22 protein-coding genes are annotated in these 26,395 nt (G+C 58.5%); 8 read left to right on the top strand and 14 right to left on the bottom strand.

Annotated elements, in window-relative coordinates:
* Positions 1-294 precede the first annotated feature (294 nt).
* Positions 295-2,094, top strand: coding sequence for a methyl-accepting chemotaxis protein (locus J2T09_RS25635; protein ID WP_306839915.1), 1,800 nt, complete (start codon positions 295-297; stop codon positions 2,092-2,094).
* Positions 2,095-2,384: 290 nt separating this feature from the next.
* Here the strand turns inward: J2T09_RS25635 and J2T09_RS25640 are convergent, their stop codons facing one another.
* The 10 genes from J2T09_RS25640 to J2T09_RS25685 form a co-directional block, all read right to left on the bottom strand.
* Positions 2,385-3,809: an FAD-binding oxidoreductase gene (locus J2T09_RS25640; protein WP_306839916.1), complete on the bottom strand. Its 1,425-nt coding sequence runs from the start codon at positions 3,807-3,809 to the stop codon at positions 2,385-2,387.
* Complete coding sequence (locus J2T09_RS25645) at positions 3,809-4,570, bottom strand: SDR family NAD(P)-dependent oxidoreductase (protein ID WP_306839917.1); 762 nt, start codon at positions 4,568-4,570, stop codon at positions 3,809-3,811. Before J2T09_RS25645 ends, J2T09_RS25640 begins: the two co-directional genes overlap by 1 nt.
* A 3-nt stretch (positions 4,571-4,573) precedes the next feature.
* Entirely contained in the window at positions 4,574-6,256 is a 1,683-nt protein-coding gene (locus tag J2T09_RS25650; protein ID WP_373458645.1) for an SMP-30/gluconolactonase/LRE family protein, read from the bottom strand.
* On the bottom strand, positions 6,253-7,236 hold the full coding sequence (locus J2T09_RS25655; RefSeq protein ID WP_306839919.1) for an NAD-dependent epimerase/dehydratase family protein: 984 nt from the start codon (positions 7,234-7,236) through the stop codon (positions 6,253-6,255). The genes J2T09_RS25650 and J2T09_RS25655 overlap by 4 nt, the downstream gene beginning before the upstream one ends.
* On the bottom strand, positions 7,233-8,315 hold the full coding sequence (locus J2T09_RS25660) for an ABC transporter ATP-binding protein (protein WP_306839920.1): 1,083 nt from the start codon (positions 8,313-8,315) through the stop codon (positions 7,233-7,235). The genes J2T09_RS25655 and J2T09_RS25660 overlap by 4 nt, the downstream gene beginning before the upstream one ends.
* Before the next feature lie 2 nt (positions 8,316-8,317).
* Positions 8,318-9,148, bottom strand: coding sequence for a carbohydrate ABC transporter permease (locus tag J2T09_RS25665; RefSeq protein WP_306839921.1), 831 nt, complete (start codon positions 9,146-9,148; stop codon positions 8,318-8,320).
* A 10-nt stretch (positions 9,149-9,158) separates the two neighbouring features.
* Complete coding sequence (locus J2T09_RS25670; protein ID WP_306839922.1) at positions 9,159-10,085, bottom strand: carbohydrate ABC transporter permease; 927 nt, start codon at positions 10,083-10,085, stop codon at positions 9,159-9,161.
* A gap of 70 nt (positions 10,086-10,155) precedes the next feature.
* Complete coding sequence (locus J2T09_RS25675; RefSeq protein WP_306839923.1) at positions 10,156-11,427, bottom strand: ABC transporter substrate-binding protein; 1,272 nt, start codon at positions 11,425-11,427, stop codon at positions 10,156-10,158.
* Between the two features lie 24 nt (positions 11,428-11,451).
* On the bottom strand, positions 11,452-12,618 hold the full coding sequence (locus J2T09_RS25680; protein WP_306839924.1) for a mandelate racemase/muconate lactonizing enzyme family protein: 1,167 nt from the start codon (positions 12,616-12,618) through the stop codon (positions 11,452-11,454).
* Positions 12,615-13,523: a dihydrodipicolinate synthase family protein gene (locus J2T09_RS25685; protein WP_306839925.1), complete on the bottom strand. Its 909-nt coding sequence runs from the start codon at positions 13,521-13,523 to the stop codon at positions 12,615-12,617. The genes J2T09_RS25680 and J2T09_RS25685 overlap by 4 nt, the downstream gene beginning before the upstream one ends.
* Before the next feature lie 117 nt (positions 13,524-13,640).
* Between J2T09_RS25685 and J2T09_RS25690 the strand changes: the two genes are divergently transcribed.
* Positions 13,641-14,549 carry a 2-dehydro-3-deoxygalactonokinase gene (locus J2T09_RS25690; RefSeq protein WP_306839926.1) on the top strand — a complete coding sequence of 303 codons (909 nt, stop codon included), beginning with the start codon at positions 13,641-13,643 and terminating at the stop codon, positions 14,547-14,549.
* Positions 14,550-14,618: 69 nt separating this feature from the next.
* Positions 14,619-15,245, top strand: coding sequence for a GDSL-type esterase/lipase family protein (locus J2T09_RS25695; RefSeq protein ID WP_306839927.1), 627 nt, complete (start codon positions 14,619-14,621; stop codon positions 15,243-15,245).
* A gap of 287 nt (positions 15,246-15,532) precedes the next feature.
* Here J2T09_RS25695 and J2T09_RS25700 read toward each other — a convergent pair whose 3' ends face one another.
* Positions 15,533-16,231 (bottom strand): TetR/AcrR family transcriptional regulator, encoded by a 699-nt coding sequence (locus J2T09_RS25700; protein WP_306839928.1) that lies wholly within the window; start codon positions 16,229-16,231, stop codon positions 15,533-15,535.
* Between the two features lie 202 nt (positions 16,232-16,433).
* On the opposite strand from J2T09_RS25700, the gene J2T09_RS25705 reads away from it, so the two are divergent.
* Positions 16,434-16,712 carry a DUF2934 domain-containing protein gene (locus tag J2T09_RS25705; protein WP_306839929.1) on the top strand — a complete coding sequence of 93 codons (279 nt, stop codon included), beginning with the start codon at positions 16,434-16,436 and terminating at the stop codon, positions 16,710-16,712.
* Positions 16,713-17,331: 619 nt separating this feature from the next.
* Entirely contained in the window at positions 17,332-17,748 is a 417-nt protein-coding gene (locus J2T09_RS25710; RefSeq protein WP_306839937.1) for an NUDIX hydrolase, read from the top strand.
* A 524-nt stretch (positions 17,749-18,272) separates the two neighbouring features.
* On the opposite strand, the gene J2T09_RS25715 is transcribed toward J2T09_RS25710, so the two are convergent.
* Positions 18,273-18,485 carry a hypothetical protein gene (locus J2T09_RS25715; protein WP_306839930.1) on the bottom strand — a complete coding sequence of 71 codons (213 nt, stop codon included), beginning with the start codon at positions 18,483-18,485 and terminating at the stop codon, positions 18,273-18,275.
* 169 nt (positions 18,486-18,654) lie between these two features.
* Here J2T09_RS25715 and J2T09_RS25720 point away from each other — a divergent pair, with 169 nt between their 5' ends.
* The 3 genes from J2T09_RS25720 (at position 18,655) to J2T09_RS25730 (ending at position 23,832) form a co-directional block, all read left to right on the top strand.
* Positions 18,655-20,832: a bifunctional diguanylate cyclase/phosphodiesterase gene (locus J2T09_RS25720; RefSeq protein WP_306839931.1), complete on the top strand. Its 2,178-nt coding sequence runs from the start codon at positions 18,655-18,657 to the stop codon at positions 20,830-20,832.
* A gap of 217 nt (positions 20,833-21,049) precedes the next feature.
* Positions 21,050-23,311, top strand: coding sequence for a methyl-accepting chemotaxis protein (locus J2T09_RS25725; protein ID WP_306839932.1), 2,262 nt, complete (start codon positions 21,050-21,052; stop codon positions 23,309-23,311).
* Positions 23,312-23,517: 206 nt separating this feature from the next.
* Positions 23,518-23,832, top strand: coding sequence for an ArsR/SmtB family transcription factor (locus J2T09_RS25730; protein WP_306839933.1), 315 nt, complete (start codon positions 23,518-23,520; stop codon positions 23,830-23,832).
* A gap of 504 nt (positions 23,833-24,336) precedes the next feature.
* Here the strand turns inward: J2T09_RS25730 and tnpC are convergent.
* Together tnpC and tnpB are read right to left on the bottom strand one after the other, a co-directional pair.
* Positions 24,337-25,992 carry an IS66 family transposase gene (gene tnpC, locus J2T09_RS25735; RefSeq protein WP_306839934.1) on the bottom strand — a complete coding sequence of 552 codons (1,656 nt, stop codon included), beginning with the start codon at positions 25,990-25,992 and terminating at the stop codon, positions 24,337-24,339.
* 45 nt (positions 25,993-26,037) lie between these two features.
* The coding region (tnpB, locus tag J2T09_RS25740; protein WP_373458648.1) for an IS66 family insertion sequence element accessory protein TnpB at positions 26,038-26,395 on the bottom strand (358 nt) is incomplete at its 5' end.

The raw sequence follows: 26,395 nt of genomic DNA on the forward strand, positions 1-26,395 counted from the left end.
GCCGGAAGAATGACGCCTATAGGCTGGAACCACGATATTTCAAGTAATTTTCAAAATTACAACCAATAATATAACGCGAAATACTAATAATTATTTTTCGTAACGTACGCTATCAGACGATCGCTCTGTTGTTGTTCACAATAAAGTGCTTTCTTACATTAAATCATGAAAGATTAGGATTTGAACGTCAGCAAGGGGATCGATTTTTGCCATCTGATTTTCTTTTGGCATTCCCTCAAGCGACGGAACATATTTGTGAGACCACTCGAAAATACGCGAATCCGGACGAAGATCATGGCTCTCATCCTGCCATTCGTTTTGATGTCCATCGGCGCTGTGACCTATCTTTCCGTCAACTATCGCCACGCCGTCGAAACCTATTCAGCTTTCATCATTAATGACGGCGAAGCCGAGATCGATCTCGCGATCGCTAGCCAGCGATTGGTTGCAATCGTCTACGACGGATACAAAATGCTGAATGACCGTCAGGGGTCACCTTCGTGGGATGCGGCTTATACTGACATTGCTGAAAGCACCGGCCGCCTATCTGGATTGTTCGAGCAAATTGCGTTGAAAATGCCACAGGAACGTCAGACGATAGATCGAATGAAATCTTCGTCGGACAACATCATCAGAATGGTCGAGCTCGGGGTTGCGGCAGCAGGTGCTGGTGATCCGGAAACAGCCAAAGTCCACCTTTCGGGCGCTGACAAACTGGTCGCGGTTGTTCTTCCGAATATGCGGGATTGGATCAACACGAACCTCAAAACCATCCATGACAAGACGCTTGAGTTGGATAAGGACGCCCACGAGACGATATTCCATTCAGTTCTCGCACTTGGCTGTCTGACTGTGCTTCTCTCGGTACTAAGCTTGTGGGTCACGTCGCGTGGCATCGCATCACCTATCGAAGCCTTACGGGTTCGCATGCTGGCACTCGCAGACGGAGAGACAACCACTGCAATCGCCGGAGTCCACAGGAAAGATGAAATCGGGGACATGGCTACTGCGGTAGCCGTCTTCAGGACGAATGCGATTGAGCAGGCAGCCCTTGAGGTCGAGGCGGCGGACACCCGTCTCCATGCCGATCTCGAGCGCTCCGAGAATGAGCAACGAAAGGCTAAAGATGCTGCCGATGTTCAGTTTGCGGTGAGCGAACTTGCGGCAGGCTTGAGCGCGTTGTCGCTGGGCAACATCGGACACCGCATCACAAAACCTTTTGTTTCCGATCTGGACGAGTTGCGCCAGAATTTTAATGGCAGCCTCCAAAAGCTTCAACAAACGCTCGCCGAGGTTGGCGAACGCGCAAGCGGAATATCCGGAAGCGCAGGCGAAGTGAGATCTGCAGCGGACGATCTTTCTCGCCGCACGGAGCAGCAGGCAGCGTCTGTTGAGGAAACCGCTGCAGCGCTCGAGCAGATCACGACAACGGTCCGCGACGCAGCCAGACGTGCCGAGGATTCGCAAACGCTTGTCAACGACACCAGAGCCGGCGCTGAACAATCGGGTCATATCGTTGAGGAGGCGGTCGTGGCCATGAACAAGATTGCGGACTCCTCCAGCAAGATGAACCATATCATCACAGCCATCGACGACATTGCATTCCAGACGAACCTCCTGGCGCTCAATGCCGGTGTCGAGGCAGCCCGCGCCGGTGAAGCCGGTAAGGGTTTTGCAGTTGTCGCCCAGGAGGTCCGAGAGCTGGCCCAAAGGTCTGCGACCGCAGCGAAGGAGATCAAGGTGTTGATTGATGGATCAAGCCAGCAGGTCAGGATCGGCGTGGACCTAGTGGACAAGACTGGAGCTGCCCTGCGCAAGATAGTAGAGGGCGTACAAGACATAAGCCGCAATGTCAGCGCCATCGCGGAATCATCGCGAGAGCAGGCGATCGGCCTCAACGAGGTCAACAACGCTGTGAACTCGATCGATCAAGGTACTCAGCAGAATGCTGCAATGGTAGAGCAATCGACGGCCGCAAGCCGTAGCCTTGCAAACGATGCTCAATCGCTAACTGCTCTCTTGTCCTTCTTCGCCCTCGATACAGAACGTGTCGTTCAAAGGGCGCCTGATTGGGGTTCACGACAGGCTGCCTAGTAATGATGCAAAAGTTCCGGCCTGTAACTGGGCCGGAACTCACGACCGCTCAGATTTCCACCGGCACAATGGATATTCGGGACGAACCCAAGAATACAGCCTCGCAAAACCCAAGGCGACCCAAGCGTATGGAGTTGGTATTGATGGGAATCGAACCAACGACCCGCTTTTCCCCTTGAATGGATAACGGTGGGTCGCGGAAGACCTTTGCTAGATAAACGGAAATTCGAATGCGGCTTTCGAAACTCCCTCGTGGCTGCTCCGTATGTCGGCTGCATATGAAGCAGCTATCAACTGACTTTCTCCCGCTCACGCAGAACACAACCCGGGTTCATTATGCCGTGCGGATCGAATGCGTCTTTAAGTCGCTGCATTGACTGATACCCGGCTTGGTCGGTTCGCGTTCTTAATTCATCGACCAACTTGCGACCAATGCCATGCTCTGCCGTAAAGCTGCCGCCCAGTGCGTCTGCGCAACCGTTCACGATCGTGCGAACGGCAACCACCGTGCCGGCCGGATCATCGTAGCTACTCCAATCCCGATGGCTAAATCTGACTCCGAAATGCACGTTGCCATCTCCCATGTGGCTGACGACAACGATTTCTGCCCCTGGAAAACGGTCACGCACTGCAGCGGACGCGGCGTTCAGAAACTGCGGGACAGCGGACACAGGAACGGAAATGTCGGCGGGCAGCAGATGTCCGACATTGCGGTTGGCATCGGCCGTGCCGTGTCGTAGCGCCCAGAAATTATCACGCTGGATGCCGTTCTGCGCAATGACGGCATCCAAAATCTCACCTGCATTCATTGCCGCTCCCAGAGCGGCAAGCAGCATTTCACTGATGAATTCGGGCGCTGACATATCTGCGAGTTCGATCAGCAGATGCCAGGGAGTGTCGGCCGGCGATGCGACAACCGGTCGATGAGCAATAACGCTTGCAAGCTGTTCCGCATTCATCAGCTCGAATGTCGTGAGCCGTTCGCCGCAACAAGATTGAAGCCTGTTCAGAAGCCGCAACGCTAATTCGGGATCGGAAACTCCAACCCAGGCGGTTGCATGAGCCTTGGGCAATGGATGAAGCTTCAACACTGCACCGGTGATGATGCCAAGCGTTCCTTCCGCCCCGATGAACATATGCCGCAAGGCGTATCCCGAATTGTCCTTGCGAAGTGCCTTCATGCCGTCCCAGATCGTACCGTCGGGCAGTACGACTTCAAGACCGAGGACGTTTTCGCGGGTGGTGCCGTAACGCAGGACATTGGTGCCGCCGGCATTGGTACTGATGATCCCACCAATCTGGCACGAACCTTCTGCGCCAAGGCTGACGGGAAAGAGGCGGTCTGCAGCGATAGCGGCAGACTGAACATCGGATAGAACACAGCCGGCATCGACGTCGACGGAACCGTTGATAGCATCTATCTTGCGGATGCGCCGCATTCGCGAAAGGGACAAAATGACCGGCGGCCTGTCGCCAGCACCCGGCACACCAGCACCGGTCAGGCCGGTCCTGCCACCCTGTGGAACAATAGCATGTCCGGCGTCTGCACAGGCGCGGACGATTGCAGCCACATCTTCAGTCGTTTTGGGCAGGGTCACGCAGAGCGCCGAACCTGTCTGCCGCCCCCACCAGTCTTGTAGATAGGCGGACATGTCATCGCCCGTGAGGACTGCACCGGCCGGCAGAAGCGAACTGAGCTGTGCCGGAAAATCCATTAGTAACCACCGGTCAGGAATACGGTCTCGCCGGTCATGAAACTGCAGGCCTGTGATGACAGGAAGATGGCGGCACCCACCATTTCTTCCGGCTGCCCGGCCCGTCCCATCCAGTTTAATGTGCGGGCATATTCTTCCCAGCCTTCTGGATCTGCATCTCGTCGATGAGCGTTGCGGTCGGTATCGATCAGGCCGGGTGCAAGCGTATTGAGAAGGACATTGTCGCGCGCGTAATCGCGCGCCTGGCTCTGGATCAGATTGTGCTGCGCCGCCTTGGTTGCGGCATAGGCGGTGACGATGCCCTTGGGGCGAAGCTGATTGACCGAACCGATTGACACCACCCGTCCCCACTTTCGGGCAGACATGAGCGGCAAGACGGCCTGCAGCATATCCACGGTGGAGCCCAGATTGACCGACAGCTGAAAGGCAAGATCGTCCGGCGTCAGGTCGGCAAGTGCAGCGTTGATCTGGGCGCTGGCATTGATGACAAGAATATCGACCGGAGCGATCGCTTCGGCGCGATTGATCAGGTCGCGGCCGGCACCTTGAGCAGAGAGATCAGCAGCCAGTTCCTGTGCGGTGCCGCCCGAACTTGAAATACGCTCTTGCACGGCAGCTGCACCACCGACTTTTGTGCCATGCAGGAATACATGTGCACCTGCACCTGCCAGACCCTCGGCAATCGCGGCACCTATGCCGCGGCTGGAGCCGGTAACGAGTGCCGTGCGGCCCTCAAGGCCAAAGACGGATTCAAGGCGCATCATCTATCCTTCAAACAAGGGAATACGCGCTCCGGCAACGCCAGGACGACAGGAGAACAGACCACCCGAAAGCGGGGCGTCCGCCAGGGCAGACGCCGGCAGACGTGTGCGTGCGCTGGTGATAAACATCGTCGACAGGTCCTCGCCACCGAAGGCGATGCTGGTCGGACGCGGCACGGGAAGTTCTATCACTTGGTCGAGCTTTCCGTTCGGCAGGTAGCGGCGCACGCTCCAGCCATCCCAGATCGCACACCAGACGCCGCCTTCGGCATCAACCGCAAGTCCGTCCGGCCGGCCATCGGCTACGGGGATCCGGGCAAATTCACGCCGCCCCGACAAGGCGCCGGTCAGCGGATCGCAATCATAGGCATGGATAAAACCCGGCACCGTATCGACGAAATAAAAGGTGCGCCCGTCAGGGCTCCAGCCCAGTCCGTTCGAGACGACGATGCCGCCTTCCTTGCGCTCGAAAGCGCCGGCGGCGTTGATCCGGTAGAGCGCTCCGGTCGGCTTGGAAGCATCAATGCGCATCGAGCCCACCCAGACGGCACCATCCGGGCCGCATTTGGCATCGTTGAGGCGATTGTCGACGATACCGGCTTCCGGACTGACGAAGGGTGTCAGGCGACCGGAGGCAAAATCCAGCCATTCGATACCGTCCTGCGAAGCGACCAGCAGGCGTTCCTGCGTCACCGGGATGACGGCGCTGACGAGTTTGCCGGTTTCGGTGGTTTCGTTGCGGCCGGTGGCCGGATCGAAGCGATGCACCGCCGGATGCAAGATATCCACCCAGTAAAGCGCGTTTTCGGCCTCATGCCAGCCAGGGCTTTCGCCCAGTTGCGCACCCCACGGCAGGATACAGCTGAGATCCGCCATCGGCCGGCCGACGGCGTTGCGCGGACGGGGGCGCGAGCTGATGGCAACGGCGCCCGCCGCACCGGTGATCCGGCGGGCGGCCGCAATCAGCTCACGGCCGGCCGGATGGATGTTGGATGCATCGAGGCGCGAGGACGGGCCAAGCGCCACCAGCACGCCGATCGGCGTATTGTCGCGCCCCATAACGGGCGCCGCGACCGAATTCACGCTGCGAAGATGTTCTTCGTAGGAAATTGAATATCCCCTTGCCCGCGTCAGCGTCAGGTCGGCCTGCAAGGCATCGAGCCCGGTAATGGTCTGCGGCGTCTGAGCATCCAGCGTCAACCGGTCGATCAGCGCGCGCCCGACGGCAGGATCCTGGAACGCGAGAAGCGCCTTGCCGGGTGCCGTACAATGCAGCGGTACGCGACGACCGACCTCGACCCGCACGGAAAGCCCGTTGGGAGAACGTTCTGCCAGATATTGCGCCATCACTCCATCGAGGCGACACAGGGCGACGGTCTCGCCGAGTTCGGCCGCAAGCCGCTCCAGCTCCGGCATCGCCGCCGAGACGAGATCGAAACTCTCCCAAACCTTGTGGGACATTTCGAGAAAACGTTGCCCGAGCACATAGGTGCCGCGCGCCTCGTCCTGTCGCACCAGCCCGTAAGCGATCAGAGTGCGCAGAATACGGGCAAAGGTGGGCTTGGGCAGGCCCGATGCTCGCAACAATTCGGCAAAACGCAGCGGTTCGGGCGCATCGGCCACCATATCGAGAAGTGTCAGCCCCTTTGCGAGTGCGGCCGTGCCGCCGGGTGTTTCCGGTTTCATTGCCTCGCCCTCCCGGCGAGACGGTGCAGCCTTGCGGCGACCGCCTCTTCCAGCATCCGGTCCATCGTCCATTCCGCTTCAAACCCCAATGTGTTCCTGATCCGCGCGTTCGAAGTGTGGTAATAAACGCCGGCGCCGGGAAAATCGACTGGCACGAGTGGAAGGCCGGTCAACTCCGCCATGCGCGGCAGAAGTTCAGCAAAGTCTGCCGGTTCATCGGAGCCGAGATTGAAAACGCCGCCCGCCGCATCGGCATGATCGAGTGCCAGCAGAATGCCGGCAACCATATCGCGGGTGTCGGTGATATGCATGCGGAACGGCCGGCCGTCTTCGTTTCGCGCCAGCACATGCGCGGGCTTGCCGATATCCTTGGAGCGCAAAAGATCCGCCACGGCCGTGTTGCCGAAATTGTCCTGCTGCCGGATGCGGGGCTTCAGGAAAAAGCGCGGGCCAGAGAAGAAACTGTCTTCATCCAGCAGTTCGGCCGCATCCTGCGTATGGGAAAAACGCAGGATCACCGTCTCCATCCGGCAGGTTCGCTGGTGGAAACGCACCAGTTCCTCGCCCAGCAGCTTGGTCAGGCCGTAGGGAGAATTCGGTGCCAGCGGATGATCTTCGGTTACCGGCAGGAATTCCGGACGGTTTTCCGGATAGACCTCACCGGAGGACGCAAACACGAGGCGACGCACGCCTTGCGTGGACGCTACATCCAGCAGCCGACGCGTGCCTTCGACATTGACGGCAAACATGCGATCGCGATCCGCCGGTACCCAGGACATGAAGGCACCGAGATGCAGGATGTCGGTCACGCCCTCGACGGCTCGTGCCACGGCATCCGCATCTTCAAGCGACCCCACGATTTCCTCGCCCTCGGCTGCGGACAGTCGCAGGTCGAAGCCGCGCACGGCCCGGCCTTTTGCCCGCAACGCAGCGACGACGGCACGACCGACTCGACCAGCCGATCCCGTGACGAGGATCATAGCCGTTCACCCGTCTTGAAGTTGAAGAGGTAGAGCTGGGCAGGATCGAAACCGAGCCTGATCTCCTCGTTTCTCGGCAGGGCGCCGCTATGCGACACGCGGGCGATCAGGCCTTTCGACTTGCTGTCTTCGCCATCGGCGATCCGGGCCCCTTCGGCTTCGAAATAGACGTATTTCTCAGAACCGAGGCTTTCGACCAGCGTCGGCCGCACACTGAAGGTCACGGGTCCTTCACCGAGCGTCAGATGTTCCGGCCGCAGGCCAACGACGACCGGTCCCTGATGGGTGGTGGCGCGCGGCAGCGAAATCTGCTGCCCGAAGGCCGTAAGCTGGCCATCACGCAGTTCCGCATTGAGGAAGTTCATCCCCGGCGAACCGATGAAACCGGCAACGAAGAGATTGGCGGGGTTGTTGAACAGCTCATCTGGCGCGGCGATCTGCTGGATGAGACCGCCCTGCATGATGACGACACGGTCGGCCATGGTCATCGCCTCGACCTGATCGTGGGTAACGTAGACCGTGGTGACGCCGATGCGCTTGTGAAGCGCGCCGATTTCGGCGCGCATATGGACACGCAGCTTGGCATCGAGGTTGGAGAGCGGCTCGTCCATCAGGAAGGCCTGCGGCTGGCGCACGATCGCACGGCCCAAAGCCACACGCTGGCGCTGTCCACCCGAGAGATCCTTGGGCTTGCGATCGAGATATGGCGTCACCTCGAGAATGCGTGCCGCGTCATCGACACGCCGGTCGATTTCCGTCTTGTCGGTGCCGCGCATTTTCAGCCCGAAACCGATATTCTGGCGCACCGTCAGGTGCGGATAGAGCGCGTAATTCTGGAACACCATGGCGATATCGCGATCGCCGGGGGCAAGGTCGGTCACCTCGCGGTCGCCGATGAAGATCTGGCCCTCGGTCGCGGGTTCGAGACCGGCGAGAATTTTCAGCATGGTCGACTTGCCGCAGCCGGAAGGGCCGACCAGCACCACGAACTCGCCGTTTTCGATTTCCAGCGAAAAGGGTCGTAAGACATTGAGCGCGCCATAGGACTTGCTGACATTGCGAATGGAAATATTGGCCATGCTTATTTCTCCGCGCCAGCGGTCAGGCCGCCGACCAAATAACGTTCGAGGAAGAGGTAGATTGCGATGATCGGCAGGGCGATGAACACCGATGCGGCGGAGATGTCGTTCCAGTAGGTGACATATTCGCCCTGCATCGTGGTGATGCCGAGATTGGCCGTCCAGTTGTCGGGGGAGTTGACGAGGAAGGTGCGCGCATAGGCGTAGTCTGCCCAGCTGAGCACGAAAGCATAGAGTGCCGTTGCGGCAAGGCCGGGCGTCGCGATCGGCAGGACCACACGCACCATTGCCCCGATCGGCGAGCAACCATCGACCATGGCGGCCTGCTCGAGTTCTTTCGGGATCGTGTCGAAATAGCCTTTCAGCATCCAGGTCGCGAAAGGAATGATCATCGTCGAATGTGCCAGAACGAGTGTCCAAAGGCTGCCGATCAGCCCAAAGCTCGAAAAGATCGAGAAGAGCGGGATGACCAGAAGCGTAGCCGGCAGCATTTTTGCGGTGAGAACGAACAGGCCCATCGTGGCCCCTCCCCGCATCGAATAGCGCGACAGCGCATAACCAGCGCTGACGGACACCAGCATCGACAATGCAACCGAACCGACGGCGGCAAGCATCGAGTTCCACAGCCACATGAGGATGGGTTTTGCCGCCCAGACGCGGGCAAAGATGTCCCATTGCGGATCCGTCGGCCAGAAGGTCGGCGGCAGGCGGTAAAGTTCGTTCGTCGTCGAAAGGGCCGTGACGACCAGCCAGTAGACCGGGAACAGGATCATCAACAGCGTGAAGATCACCGTGGCGTAAAGCGCGAGGCTCTGTGCAAATGTGCGTTTCATCCGAACCTCCTCAATAGATCGATTTCGAACGCCGGCCGAGCATCAGCAGGCTCGCGATGATGCAGATGACCAGCGTCAGCACACCGACAGCGGCGGCGCGGCCAAAGTTGTGATACTGAAAAGCCTGATCGTAGGTCATGATCGACAGGGTCTGCGTCGAACGCAGAGGCCCGCCGCCGGTCAGAACCTTGATGATGGAAAAATCGCGGAATACCCAGAGCAGGGTCAGAACCAGCGTGACGCCCAGAACCGGCATCAACAGCGGCATGGTGATCCAGCGGAAACGCTGAAAAACACTGGCGCCATCCACCTTGGCGGCGGCGTAATAATCGGACGGGATGGACTGCAACCCGGCAAGGCACATGATCGACACGAAAGGAAACCCTTTCCAGACCATGGTGATCGCCACCGCCCAGAAGGCCGCCGTCGAACTGCTCACCCAGGGGATCATCTGATCGGCGAAACCGAGCTGGATCGCCAACCAGCCGAACAGGCCGAAAGAGGTGTCGAACATCCAGGCAAAGATCACGACCGCGATGATTTCCGGCACGGCCCATGGCAGCGCCATGCCGAGACGAGCGACCGTACGGCCCTTGAACTTGTTGTTGACGAGAAGCGCCGTGCTCAAGCCGACCGCGACGCTGCCGGCCGTCACCACGACCACCAGCTTGAGCGTCACCCAGCAGGCCAGCCAGAATTCCTGCGAGGAAAACAGCCACGTATAGTTGCTCAGCGAAAACGGCCGGCTGGCGCCGCCGAGCCTCGGGATCTTGACCTGCTGGAACGACAGGTCGATCGCCAGGATCAGCGGCCAGACGATGATGGCGGCAACCATCAGCACCGCAGGGGCGATCAGGATATAGCCAAGAAGATGCTGCCGGCTGGGACGCGCAAGGTCAAAGAACTTGCGCCGCCCCGCCTGAACGGTGTCGGTCATGAATGGTACTCCTGCCGGATGCTCATGTGGTCACCACGGCCCACTTTGCGGGCCATGGTTTCGCGACGGATCAGCCCTTGATGCTTTCCGCCTTGGCCTGCATGGTCTTGGCCACTTCAGCCGGATCGAGATCCTGAATGATCATCCGCTGGCTCTCTTCCATCACCATCTTGCTGAATTCGTTGTAATAGAGCTCAAGCCCGGTCGGTACGCGGTCGATGCCCTTTTCCGAGGCCGCCTTCATCGTCTCCAGCAAGACCGGGAAGTGCGGAATGGTCTTTTCCACACCGGAGACATCTGCCTTCGGGCTTGGCGGCGTATTGCCGCCCATGGTCGCATAGGTACGCTGGAATTCAGGCGTCATCGTCAGCTTGATGAAATCCCAGACGAGCTGCTTCTGGTCGTCGGGAATATCGGACGGCATGGCCAGCACGTTCGACGAACCGCCAAGCGGTGGTGTCAGCGGCGGTGCCACATAAACGATATCGCTTTTGGCCGTTCCCTTTTCCGTAGTGCCGTAAAGCCATGGGCCATCCAGACGCATGGCCATCTTGCCGTCGGCGAAGAGTTTGCGGACATCGCTGGCGCTCATATCGACCGGGCTGATGCCGCTCTTCATGACGGTTTTCCAGCGCGTCAGGCCTTCGACCATTTCCGGCGTATCGATGGTGATATTGCCTTCCTTGTCGGTCCAGTAAGCGCCGGCATCGATGATGTAGTTGAGCATTTCGGTGAGATACTGGCCCGGACCACCCTTGGTTTCATGGCCGGTGCCGAACTGGTCGGCGATACCGTCGCCGTTCAGATCCTTGGTGGTGGCCTTTGCGGCGGCGATGAACTCGTCATAGGTTTTCGGCACGGCCACACCGGCCTCATCCAGAAGCTTCTTGTTGTAGGCCATGACGAAACCAAAATAGTTCGTCATGATGCAGACGGTTTCGCCATTCCATTCGCATGTCTTCTGGCCGGCCCAGCCGGTCATGTCGATACCGTCTTTTTTCAGCCACGGATCAAGCGGCTCCAGCCAGCCGCTATCGGCGAACATCTGGAATTCGAAAGATGCGAGATGGACGATCTGCGGCGGCTGGTTGGCGGCAAACAACGTCGTCATCGTATCGGCATAGGAGCTGCGCTCCGCCTTGGTGAATTCGATCTTCACCCCGGGATGCTGTTTTTCGAATTCGGCAATGGCCGAATGCCACCATTCGCCGGTGCCGGCATCATCCGTCTGCCACGAGATGAATTTCAGGACCGTCTCAGCCATCGCGGGGCTAAGGCTTGCCATCATCATCACGGTTGCAGTCGCGGCGCCGAGCGCCAGTCTTTTCACTCTCTTGTTCATGGTTTCCTCCTCCAAAGAACCAATTCAGATACGTTCGAGTAGCGCGAGCGCCGCCTCCGATGGCTTCACCCCTATTCCCGGCCCCGATGGCAGGTAATAGCGACCTTCACGGCAATCCATGTCACCGGAAAGAAGGCGGCGGTTCGGCTCAAAGATAGAATGCTGGAATTCGTGCCCCTTCAACGTCTTCAATGTCGAGGACGCCTGCAGGCTGGCTGCCAGAAAGATGCCGGAACCGACCGTTGCATGCGGGATCACGTCGATGCCGTGCTCGGCGGCAAGCGCGCCGATGCGGATAAAATTGGTGATGCCCTTGTGGCCCATTTCCGGCTGCACGATGGCGATGCGGCAGCGCTCGATCCGAGCGCGCATATCCCAGTGCGTGCGCCATTCCTCGCCGACCGCGATCGGGATATCCGTGCCTTTCGACACTTTTTCCAGGCCTGCGATATCCTCGGTCCAGACGGGAGCCTCGGCAAACCACGGATCGAACAGCGCCATCTCGGCAATCAGCTCCAGCGCCCGCTCGGGGGCCTGGTTCCAGTGCATGTCGGCGGCGATTTTTGCGTCCGGCCCCAAAACCTTGCGCAGGTTTTCCATTTCGGCCGCCGGGCCGTCATCGGCCACCGGCGTTGCGAACTTGAAAGCATCAAAACCGCGATCCTGCCAGTATTTCGCCAGCTCTCCACGCGCTTGCAGCGTCTTTTCTGGCAGGCCGGACACATAGGCCGGAAAACTTTCGGCCCCGCCGCCCAACAGATCGCGAACGGACTTTCCCGCTTCCTGGCCGGCAATATCCCAGAGCGCGATATCAAGCGCTGCCAGCGCATCGACGTAAAAGCCGCCGGTATAACCGCGCACCCGCATCATGTCGTAAAGATCATCGTAGATTGCCGACGGATCGGCGGCATCGCGGCCGATCACGAAACCGGCGAGAAGGTCGTTGATCAGGGCCGCGACCGCGCCGGGCGCGACGATGCCATAGGTCTCTCCCCAGCCGACGATGCCATCTCGTGTCGTCAGACGAACAAGAACGCTGCGGTCGAAAGTGGGATAGACGGTGCGATTACCCTTGCGCACGATGTAACCGTTCGGGTTGACCACCTCACCTTCGCGCAATGCGCCGAGATAGGGCACCTTGCGCGGCTGGGTGAGCGTAAAAACCTCGACGGTGGAAATGGGGCTGGTCATGCGGCCTCCGGCGAAAGCAGACCGAGCTCGACCAGATTGCCATCGATATCGGCAGTCGCCGCCGCATCGAGATCAGGGGTCGGCGCGCGCACACCTACACCATCGATTACCCCACGCCGCACAAGCACATGCTTGGTCAGCCGCATGCGATAGACCGCCTGCAATACCAGAAGCGGCAGGGTACGCACATAGATCTTGCGCGCCTCATCCCGCTTACCGGCAACAAGCGCCCGATCGATCGCAACATGCTCCCCGGCGATCTCCAGCGCCGGCATGGCGGCGGTCGCGCCGCGGGCATACTCGTCGAGAATATAACGTGCACCGCCGCCGCCGATCACACCCTTCAGCGTGCTTGGGGCGTGTGCAATGATATGGCTGATGGCAGGACCGGCCGGAAGCGTCTCTTCCTTCACATAGGCGACCTGCGGCAGGGCGTTGATGATCTCGACGATTGCCTGCGGCGCCAGATCTGAACCGCGAGGCGCCGGCGCGTTCTGAAGGATGATCTCGACGTCCGGCAGCGCTTCGACGACTTTGCCGAGAAATTCGATCAGTGCCGGCGCATCGGTGCCGACCGATTTCGGCGGCTGCACCATCAGGTAACGGATGCCAAGATCTGCGGCCACGCGACCATGCGCAACCACGTCGCGCCAATCGGCCGCGCTGGCACCCGCCACCACCGGCACCCGATCGGCCACAGTGGTTACCACGATCTTCAGAAGCCTGGCGCGCTCGTTGGCATCAAGGCTTTCCACCTCGCTGGCAAAGCCGGGAAACACGACGCCATCCACACCCTGTTCGAGAGCGAACTGCACCAGCCGCGACATGCCCGCCTCATCCACGGCACCGTCCGCCAAAAAGGGCGTCGGCAGAACAGGCAAAATGCCCTTCAGCCCAGCTACCATTTCCTCACCTCCCAATGAAGTATCATATAGTGGTACTATAAACTCACAGATTGACACTATACGCCCCACGGCCCTATGACAAGCCCCCAGATGAAACGAGCGGAGGAGGCTCACGGCATGGGACACGCAGCATCGATTGTGGTCGACTGGGGAACAACGTCACTGAAAGCGGCACTCGTCGGCAATGACGGCGAAGAACTCGACAGTCTGGAAACGCCACAGGGCATCTCGTCGCTCGGCAAAGGCGACCACGAGGCCGCACTCATGAAAGCGATTGCCCCCTGGTTTTCCGCTCACGGCGCTTTGCCGGTCGTCGCCCTTGGCATGATTACCAGCCGCAATGGCTGGGTCGAAATTCCCTATGTGCCCTGCCCGGCCGGTTCGGCAGAGCTTGCACGCGGCACGGTTCGGATGGTTCTGCCGAACGGTTCGGAACTAGTGCTTTTGCCGGGCCTGACCGATCCCGCGCGCCGGCCCTTCCCCGACGTCATGCGCGGCGAGGAAACCCAGGTCGTGGGTCATGGGCTGGACCACGATGCAACGGTGATCATCCCCGGAACACACAGCAAATGGGCGAAGGTCAAGGCAGGCCGGATCAAGGGCTTCCAGACATTCGTGACGGGCGAAATCTTTGCGCTGCTGCTGAACCATTCGTTCATCGCGCGCGGAGCGACGCAGCCTCCCGTCAACGATCTCGAAGCATACCGCTGGGGTCTCGACGAGGCGAAGAACTCCGGCGCCATGCTGTCCCTACTGTTTTCGGCGCGAACGGGCGGCCTTGCGGGCAAGCTCTCCGCCGATCAGCTGCGCTCGTACGTGCACGGCATGGTGATCGGACAGGAATTCAGGCAGGCACGCGAAGCCGGCTGGTATTCGGCCGGTGACGAAGCAACGATCGTCGGCAATGACGGGTTGAACGATCTTTACGTCATCGCTGCGGAGGTGTTCGGACTGGGCATAGCCATGGGCGCCGACGACGTGCTGACGCGTGGCGCCATGGATGTGCTGCGCCAAACGCTTTCATGAAACCCGGCGCGCAGCGCGACGTCGCAATGGCCGGCAAGGCGCTGCGCCACCATTTGCTTGAGGAATGACATGTACAATTTCCCCGCCAGCATCGGCACGAGCCGACACGAAAACGATATTATCACCGTATTGGCACGGCTGGAGCGGCTCGGCATTCCCGATAGTCCGATCGCCTTTTACGGGTCTTCCTCCTTCCGGATCTGGAATTCCATCGCAGAAGATCTCGGGTCTCTCGACGTCGTCAATCTGGGTTTTGGCGGAGGCACGTTTCTCTCCGGCATCCATTATCTGGACCAGCTTCTGACACCGCTCAAGCCGCGCAGGATCGCGCTCTATTTCGGCGAAAACGATATCGCCAGCGACGGCCTCACGGCTCAAACGGCCTTTCGGCATCTGAAGGAACTGCGCGACCGAATTTCGCAGGTGCTGCCGCAGTCCGAGGTGTTCGTCCTGTCGATTAAGGATAGCCCGGCCCGCTGGATCTACCGACACGAGTTCGCGCAGTTCAACCAGCTGGCCCGCGACTGGTGCAACGAGCGTGACGACACGACATGGGTCGAGGCCAGCACCGGCCTTATCGGCGAGAACGGCCTGCCGATGTTCCGATATTATCTGCCCGATCTGGTCCACTTGAATGCGGCGGGATACGCTGTTTGGTCATCAGCCCTCAGAAGACTTCAGGGGCTCCTGAATTAGGACATGAGCCGGTTTCATCGCCAAGGTCTTAATGGGGTGCGAACTATCGGCCCGTTGGAATACGCCAGTGAAATTCAACGATGCTGCAGCAAAACGTCAGCCAAGATTTTTCTGCGCGTGAAAGCAGGTAAAGCATCGCTGAGCCGAATTCCCTACTGTTTGTGGCAGATCGGGTACACAGTCTCACACCGTATATCGTCTAAAGACTACCATCTTTCCGGACCACCAAGCTGCCTCGCGTATTCACCGCACGGAGGGAAAGCTTAACGCTCGGTGTCTTCGGTACTCTAATGGGGCCGCACACGGGCTCCGTGGACCGGGTTAGTCACTTGATCCGGAAACCTCCCCAGCAAGAAATAGGACGCTTGCGCTCGGACAATGTCCTTGAATTGCTCCAGGATTTCGGCCCCTTCCTGCGGCGGGTGCATCAGAGCAAGGCGCACGCTCGCGTCCGCCATGTTGAAAAGCAGCAATAGGGTGCTCTTGTACTGGTCATGCCTTCCCTCCTGCACGAACCGCGCAGTTGCTTCGAGAAAGTCTTCGACCTGGCGGCGTGTCTCGACGACGTCCTGCTGGCCGAGCAGCTTGCTGGCTTTTATGGCGTTCATGATGTCGATCGCTGACGGACCCTGCCGCATGACGTCATAGTATGCATCAACCAGAAGCTCCGCTGCCGTTATCGCATCTGCCGCGGTATGGATGTTCCCGAGAGCGCCTTTCAGAATGAAGCGGGTCTCAGTGACGTACTGCTCGTAAAGCGATGCGACGATTGCCTCCTTGTCCGGGAAGTACTGGTAAACCGACGCGATCGGCCCGCCAGATCGCGAACCAATTTCCTTCATCGTGACAGCATCGATACCCCTCTCACCGATAAGGTCGGCAGACACTTTGAGAATTTCCGACACCCGATCCTTGCTTCGCTCCTGTTTCGGCACGCGACGCAGGATTTTTTTTGGCGGTTTGCCGGGGCGGCGCTGAATGCTCATTTTGGGTCCTATGCAGGCGAATTCGATACCTTCTCTTCAGAACCTATTCGATCCCGCAGAATGAGAGTCAAGCGATCGTGCGCGGCAGGAGCTCAACTAGGCTCCGGCCGTGAGTGCCCAAACCTGCGTAACCACACCTTCAGTTCCTTCGGGAACTCGCGTCGGTGTCACTTGTTCTGTCACACGGAAACAGGAGGACAACATGAGCAACGAAGACGCAATCCGCAACGCCGCTCAGTCGAAATGGGAGGCGGAAGGACGACCGGACGGGCAGCAGGATCGGCACTGGAGCGAGGCCGAAAAAGAAGTCAGTGGTAACGCGACTGGCGCTGCCCAGACATGGTCCGGCGATCATCATTGTGGCGTTTCGCCTCCGACCAGCACAGGCTCCGTAGAAGACGAACAGGTCCAAGAGCCGTCCAACGACTGGCCCGCCGCCGCTCCTCCTTCGACTACTGAAAATTCGGCCCCGTCCCCATAGGCAGGTTCGACCCTCCTGATGCGGATCGAAGACCATCTGTAAATGGCGACACCTTTCCGGAAGCTGTCGCTCATCTCGCTGGATTGCAGAATTGCGATCCAAAAACACGTTTACCGTGATGACCTGTGCTGACTAATGATCCATTTCATCGTTACCCGTGCCACCGATATCGCGTGTGAGTTTGAAGTCAGGCACCTCTCAGCGCCAGCGTGCGATACGGTATCCCCGCAAACCATCGGGCCAGACCTCGGCGCGTTTATCTCCCTGGTAAAATCCGAACCAACGATCTGAACCCGGCGGCTGCAGCCATCTGAAAGAGTTATGAGACAAGCCGCGCATCTCTTGCGCGCGTAAATGGCAGCAGCCTCCATGGTTTGTCATCTCAATCGACCGCAGATCACTGCGGTGCCGCCAAGTCATATGAGAACTTCATTTTACGGCTTCCTATTACCGACACGCAGTAAGGCTATATTTTTGAGGAATTGGGGAGAACGGCATGGGTGCACGAAAGCAGATCGCTAACCTTCTGGCGAAAATTCCGAAAATCAACAGCCGACGAGCTGACCAAGCAGCTGCACTATGCTGGAGGATATCGGATTGAGGTAGCCAGGAAATACTCCTGATCACAAGCCGAGAGGCCGGCCGATGGGTAATTCCCAAAGGCAATATCGGCCGGCGTGAAAACTCTTACCGGGCAGCGCAGCGAAAGGCTTTTGAAGAGGCTTGCATTTCCGGTAAGATTCGGAAGGCAGCAAGCGGCTACTATGAGTATTCAAAGGACCATAACTTGCGGCTGGTTGTCATAACCCACCTCTTGAAGGCGACGGACCAAGCGAACGAGTTCCCCGAACATGGCGAGCGCCAGCAAATATGGGTCTCTCCAGCAACAGCAGCTTCGATGGTTGATGAAGAGGAGCTGAAGGAAATATTGCTGCGTTTGGATGAACGCGCCGTCTTCGCGTCACAAGATCGCCGATCCTCTAATCGTGAGATGGTTAGAAGCGGAAAATTGGAACGAGCGATCCGCCCGGTTTGATAAGGGGTGGACAGCCGATATCGCTACTCGCTTGAACCCTCTGATGCTTCATTGCCCTCGTGATGAGGTTCGATCTGTCGACCCATTGGAATACCGCAGCGAAATCAATAATGCTGCCGCAACATTATCAGAGACCCTTCCGCCAGTCGGGCAACTAGATTTTCGGGTGATGCCAGCTTTGCGTTTGGACTGACAGTTAATTCACCCTGTAACCGCAATGGCAGCGAACTGACTAAAAGTTTGTGGCGGGCTATTCCACTCGGCGTCGCTGGTGCAAGCTGGGCAAGGGATACTTACGCTCACGCAAACGCACGGCCGCCTGCCAGTCCGCGCCCGATGCGGGTGGGCCTTGCACACGAAGTGAGTATCCTTACAAGCTTTGCAGGGTGCGACCGACAGTATCACGTGATGTCCTGAGAATTCGAGCCCATCGCTTCCGCACGGGAGCCTTCTGATCTCAGGTAGACAAGAAAGTGATTTGCAGCAAGGGCGCGAAATGAATTCGGAACCGGCGCTGAACGAGCTCAGGCGTGATGCATTAACCCACTCCCCAAAGCCGCAAGTTCGCTCTCATTTTTCACCCCATTTTGCAGCTGTCTCACGAGTATGAGCGCGAGAGCTTCGGCATCTGGGCCAATCTTAGGTAGCTGATGCTCTGCGCATATGCTGTCAAATACTCGCTGCAAGATTTTCAACTCAGCTGGCTGAACGGGCGTCTTGATGGTCGAAAATGGCATGTTGCACTCCGAATCAACAAAAGCGTGATTAGAAACATGACATATTGACGTATTAATGTCCTGTGTCCGGCAGCGTACGCTTGCTTTATATTGGTCCCTTAACCATAGGTGTTCTACGCGTATTAAGCACTGCTGATTTACCGTCTTCGAAACAATGGGGCGGTTCGCAGTGCATATAAACATCCAGTCAAAATGGTTTTTGACATTAGCCTTACCAGTAACCGCCGCGGCGATCATTTCCCTCTCTCTTCTTCTGGCATTAGCATTGGCAAGTCGGGCCATCGATGAGGTTGCCGCCCAGCGTCAGCGTGTGTTGGTAACCCTGACGGTCGCGAAGCTGGAGGCTTCTGTTGCACATGATCAGGAAAGTGCGACCGTGTGGGACGACGCGGTGCGGAACGCGTCTGAAAGAAATATCGATTGGCTCGACACCAATCTCGGCGCCTGGATGCACAGTTACTTCGATCACGATGCAGCAGTGGTGCTCGGTCAAAACCTTAAGCCAATATACCAATTCATAGCCAACGGCCCGAATGCACCCAGAACAAATCAACTAGAGAAGGCTTACCGACCACTAGCAGAGAAATTACAAAGCCGCCTCGCCTCCGGCGATCGCCGCGGCGTTAACAACAAGGCGCTGTCAATTGGGGAAGCTGATGTTGCGTTCGTTGGCTTTCGTCCCGCTGTCGTCAGCGTAAAGCCAATCGTGTCGGACACCGGTGATATCGAGCAGGCGCCGGGCTCGGAAAATCTGCACGTCGCGGTGCGTTTCCTAGACGGTGATCTGCCGACATTGATGTCCAAGGATTATGACGTCGAGCGACTTTCATTCAGCGTGTCGAAACCTAAAGACGACCAGCTTTCCTATGTTGCCCTTACTGCGCGGTCGGGCGGCACTGTTGGTTATTTCCACTGGATCCCCTTCCGACCTGGCCAGAGCGTGTTGCAAGCAACGAGGCCGGCGTTGGGGCTGGTCTTCGTAGCAATCTTCACGGCAGCCAGTTTCGCGGGAGGTATTATTTGGAGGCGGTCTGTGCGTCTCACGGAGAGCCAGGCCGAACTTCGACATCAGGCGACACACGACGCACTTACAGGTCTTGCCAACCGCGCGTACTTCACCCAGCATCTCGACACAGATCTCAAAAATGCTCGTGCCCACGAGACCCACAGCGTTCTGTTCATCGATCTGGACAAATTTAAGGAGGTCAATGACACGCTCGGTCATCCGGTGGGCGACAAGCTTATTGCAGATGCCGCTCACCGACTTCGTGAGCTTCTTCCTACTGAACTGATCGCCCGCATCGGCGGCGATGAGTTCATAATTCTTTTGTCGCCTCAACACTCGAATAAGGCTGAGGAAATCGCTAACGCGGTGGTCGCGACTTTGCGAACTCCCTTCCTGATCGACGGCGTGTTCGTGACCGTTGGAGCCAGCGTTGGCGTAGCGACCTCCGTCGGCCCCGCCAATGGCGACGAGCTGACGAGGCATGCGGATATCGCCTTGTATCATGCTAAGGCGGCCGGTCGAAACACCTACGCGGTATTCGGCACGCATATGGACGAGCTTTTGAAGAAGCGGCGCGCCTTGGAGCACGATCTCCGGGAGGCGGTCGAGAGCAAGACTGGCATCGAGGTTCACTATCAGCCGGTCTTTTCAGCAGAAACAAATGCCGTTGTCTCCCTTGAAGCACTGGTTCGTTGGCAGCATCCAGAACTCGGCTTCATAAGCCCAGACGTATTTATACCTGTCGCTGAAGATTGCGGCGCGATCAATCAGATCGGTGCGATAGTCCTTGAGGATGCATGCACCCTCATGGCTGAGTTTCCGGACATCGAGGTCGCGATCAACGCATCGCCGACCGAACTTGCCGCGCCGGGCTATCCCCTTCGAGTTCTGTCGGCGCTAGCCAAGGCAGGGATAAAACCGTCCCGACTGGAGATCGAGCTGACGGAGAGTGCTGCTGCAGACGAGAACGGCCGCATGGCACAAGCTGTATCAACGTTACGCAATGCTGGCATCCGTTTTGCGATCGACGATTTTGGAACGGGTTATTCGTCGTTCTCTCGGATCCAGAAAATCGAGGCGGACAGAATAAAGATCGACCGTTCATTTATTAACGAGATGCATAAGGATGACAGCCGGGCGCTGGTGATCGCGATGATCAACATGGCGCAGGCGAAAGGGCTGATGATCACGGCAGAGGGTGTCGAAACGCATGAGCAGCGAGAGCAACTTATGGAACTTGGCTGCGACCATCTGCAAGGGTTTCTCCTCTCCCGTCCTCTTGGTCCCGCCGCCGCCAGAGCGCTTCTTGCTGACCACACATATGAATGTGCCATTGCCTGAGTGCTTTAACGGGCTCGGACCCCGGATTGCAAAAGACCATGCTCCACCGTGCACAAGCAGTGACCTCTTATTATCGGTGCGCGCCCAGAAACGCGCGCGGGTTGTGATTCTGGGTTGTGAGCTCGGCAAAGGTGCCGGGAGACACCGATGATATTTAGCTAAAATTCAACATTCTGATTTAACGGTTGTCGCCAAAGCAATGCGAGCGAAATGAATTATGACTGCCACCACGACCGTAACCAAACCTCTCTGGCGCAAGATTACCCTTTATGGATGCGGGGCTGTGCTTTTCACCAGCGCTGCCATTGGCGGCGTCGCCTGGTACGAGCAGCGAACGATGAACGATAAGGCGCTCTACAATAAGGCAGCGAGCGACCTGCAAGTCATCCAGACGGACATGGATGCTATCCAACGATCTGCCACGGCATTGGCTCTCGTCATTGCTGGCGAGCCCGATACCCCAGCGCTGATTGCAAGCAATGATCGCCAAGGGTTGATCAGCAAACTTTCGAAAAATCTTACTGCCATGGCGCAAGCCGGTGGGTTGCAACTTGTCACGATTGCAGATGCTAACGGCAACGTTATCGCCCGCATGCACGCCCCTGACAAATTCGGTGACAACTATATGGGTCGCCGCAAGACGGTCGCATCGGCCATCACGTCCGGCAAGCTTGCAGCTGGTATAGAACCCGGCAGAACGGGGATCGGCATCTATGCTGTCGCCCCAGTCATTGTTGCTGGCCAAGTGGTTGGCGTGATCGATATCGGAACGGAGCTCTCGAATCCCTATTTTACACCGCTGGCAGAACGACTCGGCGCCGAAATCTCGATCAATGTCATGTCTGAGGGCAGGCTTGTAAACCAATCCTCGACCGACGGGAACCAAGCATTCCTAGACAACTTATCCCTTCAAGCCGCACTCGAGGGTAAATCGGTTTTTGAACAAGACGTCCTCGAAGGCCGTGACATGTTCATCAAAGCCGTTCCGTTCAGTTCATTCGCCGGCGAGAAGATCGGTGTTATTGAGGTGGGGACGGACGCGACCGAGATCCTTGCAGGTGCCCGAGCCTCGCTTTGGACCATGCTTGGTGTCACTCTCGTCATTTCGCTGCTCGCCCTGACCGCGTTCTTCCTGTTCGCCAAGTCGCTTGGCAACGCCATTGGCCGTCTCACATCCACGATGGGACGGCTGGCATCCGGTGACCTAACGGCAAACGTCGAGGGCGAAGATCGCCCTGACGAAACCGGAGCCATGGCCCGCGCGGTGCAGGTGTTCAAGGACAATGCGCTGAAGACGAAGGAGCTGGAGCGCCAAGCCGACGAACAGCGCAACATGACCGAAGAACAGCGCCGCCAGAACGCCGAGGACGCGCGCATTCGCGCCGAGCAGATGGCGGAAGCCACCGACGGGCTCGCGACCGGCCTGAAACACCTGTCTTCCGGAAACCTGACATTCCAGCTCGATCGGCCGTTCGCACCGGACTTCGAAAGTCTGCGCGCCGATTTCAACGCAACTGTGGAGCAGCTGCGCGATACGCTCGGCTCCGTCGCACAAGCTACCACCTCGATAGACAGCGGATCTCGGGAAGTGAGCAATAGCGCTGATGACCTCGCAAAGCGTACTGAGCAGCAGGCGGCTTCGCTGGAAGAGACAGCGGCCGCCCTCGACCAGATCACCGTCAACGTGACCAACTCCTCCAAGCGCGCCGAAGAGGCCCGCACGGTGGCAATCCAGGCCAATGAAAGCGCTCGCCAGTCCGGCGCCGTCGTGGCCGATGCCGTGCAGGCGATGGGCCGTATCGAGGAATCGTCGGGGCAGATTTCCAACATTATCGGCGTGATTGACGACATCGCCTTCCAGACCAACCTTCTGGCGCTAAACGCCGGTGTTGAAGCGGCTCGCGCCGGTGAAGCTGGCAAGGGGTTTGCTGTCGTCGCGCAGGAAGTGCGTGAACTCGCCCAGCGTTCGGCCAAAGCTGCGAAGGAGATCAAGGATCTCATCGGAAAATCCTCGATCGAAGTTGGCACTGGTGTCAAGCTAGTGCGGGAGACGGGCGAGGCTCTGCGTGCCATCGAATCCCATATCGTCACCATCAATCAGCATATGGATTCGATCGCCACCTCCTCGCGCGAACAGTCGGTCGGCCTTTCCGAGGTCAACACCGCCGTCAACCAGATGGACCAGGTGACCCAGCAGAATGCCGCCATGGTGGAAGAAGCCAATGCCGCGGGCGCGACGCTTGCCACCGAGGCCGGCCGCCTGCGCGAGCTGATTGGTCAATTCCAGCTTGGTCAGAGCCAAGGCATGGCCAACCCCTCGTCTGCCCTGCGCCAGACTGCCGCGATCATGGCAGCCTCATCCCGCTCAGCGCCGGCCGCCTCCCCGGCTCGCGGCATGGTCGGCAAGATTGCCAGAGCTTTCACAGGCCGAGGTGGTCCGGCGACCGCGGTGGCGACAGATAACTGGGAAGAATTCTGAACATCGACGGCGCTTATGGAGGTCGACTGCTAGCGCGGCCTCCATACCAGTTCACGACTGGCATGCATCAGCATTAACGCACCTTCACAATCAATTACTCTCGCGTTCCACCACATCAAGCTCTTAGATGTGTCTGGACAGTTGATTGGGAATCGCCTTCCAGCTATTGCAGGCATCTCTAATTAAGATAAGGTCAAATCATTCATATGCGTGATGATCCCGGGTCGGTGTTCAATGAGCCCGCACTTTTCCTGCAGGCCCTCGCAAATGGCCGTCGGCTCCATGTCCTGACGTTGCTCAATCAAGCTGAGTGGGACGTAACATCACTCGCCGCCGCTGTGGGTTTGTCTCAATCTGCGTTGTCCCAACATCTGGCAAAGCTGAAAGCCGCAGGTCTTGTCACCATCCGGCGGGAAGCTCAAACGATTTGGTATCGTTGCAACTCCAAAGCCGTGAACGATATTTTGATGCTGCTCGCATCGAACTTCCACGTTCAAGCGGATACGTCTCAAGCCGCGTGAAAGAGTTACTGTAGATCACCGGGCCAGATGACAGCCGCGCTGTCTTTGAAAAGCTGATAGCATCGCCCTGCCAAAAATATTCCATCAACGTGGGCCGCTGTGCCGGTCACTCGATAGCTATGGAAAATGACTGGCCGCAATCGTTTGAGGTCGATGCTCCCTTGACCAAATTTAGTCGAATCGAATATGCGCAACTTGTGTAGGACGCTGGCATGACGCCGCTCGTCTCGCTCATCGAGAAAGGCTGCAATCATGATTATTGCCGCCTTTCTCCTACCCTTCCCTGCGCCGGATGATCCGCTTCAGAAACACCTACAACCAGCCTATATACGTGAATCCAGAACACGTCCTATACGTCACCTCCTTTGAGGAAGATGTATCGATCGTCGCGCTTGCAATCGGTGGGGCCGGAGAACAACCACACGCTGTTCATATTCGTGGAAGCGCGGAAATAGTCCGGGCAAAGCTTCTGAATCACAGTAAGCATCCGGCGGAGGCCGCAGGTCAGGCCGCCTGAGCACTCAGCGTCTTGGGTGCCCAGTTCCACGGCAGCAATTGCTCCAGCCTGCTGATCGGTGTGTCCGCAATGTTGGCGAGGGCGTCGGCAAGCCAAGCCTGCGGATCGATGTCGTTGAGCTTGGCGCTTATGATCAGCGTCGCCATGAATGCGGCGCGATCGGCACCACGATCTGATCCGGCGAAGAGCCATGACTTCCGTCCGAGTGCAAAGCCCCGTAGCGCGCGCTCGGCGGCATTGTTTGTGAGACAAATCCGGCCGTCGTTGAGGAAGGACGTGAAGCCGTCCCAGCGCTTCAGCATGTAGTCGACGGCCTCTGCGACGGGAGAACTGCGTGAAAGCTTTGCCCGCTCGGTTTGGAGCCAGCCGTGTAGTTCTTCGACGAGCGGCTGGCTGACGTGGCGTCGGTGCTCCAGTCGTTGCTCGGCGCTAAGGCCGTTGATCTCGCGTTCGATATCGAACAGCGCGTCTATGCGCTTGACGGCCTCCAACGCCATCGGCGAGATCGGCGCAGTTTTGCCGCCACGTTTGGCATTCATGGCGATGTCGGCGAGCACGAAGAACTTGCGACGGGAATGCGCCCAACACAGTGCCTGCGTCAGAGCACCAAGATTGCGATCAATTTTGAACAGCGGATTGTAGCCGCCATAGGCATCCGCCTGCAGAATGCCGGTGAAAGTCTTCAGGTGTCGCTCGGGATGCTCCTGTCGCCGGTCTCGCGATGCGTAGAACAAAGCCGCAGGCGGTGACAGCCCGCCAAACGGTCGGTCATCCCGGACATAGGTCCAAATGCGGCCCGTATCAGTCTTTCCCTTCGCCAGGATCGGCACGGTCGTGTCGTCGCCATGCAGTCGCTCGGCGGCCAGGACATGGGCCTCGATCAACGAATGGATTGGCTTCAGGGCCGCAGCACACGCGCCGACCTGATCGGCAAGCGTCGACAGGCTGAGATCGACGCCCTCACGGGCATAGCGCTCACTCTGCCGGTTGAGCGGCTGATGCTGGGCGAACTTCTCGAACAGGATCATCGCCAGCAGGTTGGGTCCGGCAAAACCGCGCGGCGTAACATGGAAGGGCGCTGGCGGCTGGGTGATCTTCTCGCATTCGCGGCAGGAGAACTTCTCCCGTACGGTCTGAATGACCTTCCACTGACGAGGGACGACCTCCAGGGTCTCGGTGATATCCTCTCCGAGCTTCGACAGCTTGGCCGAGCCGCAGCAGGAGCAGTTTGTAGGAGCAGCGATGACGACACGCTCGCGCGGTAGATGCTCGGGAAACGGCTTGCGTGAAGGACGCTTGCGCTCGAAGGCTCTGACGTTCGAAGCATTGGCTGCGATCTCTGCTGCCACTTCATCTTCGCCAGCATCAGCCTCCAACTCCTCGAGCTGCAGTTCCATCTGTTCGAGAAGCCGTGCTTTGCGCTCGGAGCGGCTGCCGTAGAGCTCGCGGCGGACCTTCTCGATCTCCAGCTTCAACCGCGCGATCAACGCCTCGGAATGCGACACGAGCGCCTTCGCGCTGGCGGCCTCCGCTTTGGCGGTCGCTGCCTCTGCCTCGGCCGTGATGCGTCGAGCACGCTCCGCCGCCAGGGCCGCAAGGGCGCTGGCAAGGTCGTCAGGAAGCTGTTCAGCCGCATCGTTCATAAACTGATGGAATCATATTCGACCCCACCATTCCAGCATTTTTGCTCATCCGGCGGAGGTCGGTCGCCAAGTTTTTTGCGGCATCCGCCAGTCGATACCTTCCAGCAAATACCCGAGCTGCCCGGGGGTAATCACCACCGTCCCATCGGCCGCCGACGGCCATATGAAGCGTCCGCGCTCCAGCTTCTTCGTGAACAGGCAGGCTCCTTGGCCATCATGCCAGATGACCTTGATCAGGCCACCGCCACGACCGCGGAAGACGAACAGATGCCCGCACATCGGATCGCGCTTCAGCGTCTCTTGCACCATCAGCGACAGACCGGGAAAGCCTTTGCGCATGTCCGTATGGCCGGTCGCCAGCCAGACCTTCACACCAGCAGGAACCGGGATCATCGCCGACCCA

The sequence above is a fragment of the Neorhizobium huautlense genome (assembly GCF_030811685.1).
Taxonomy (GTDB): domain Bacteria; phylum Pseudomonadota; class Alphaproteobacteria; order Rhizobiales; family Rhizobiaceae; genus Neorhizobium; species Neorhizobium huautlense_A.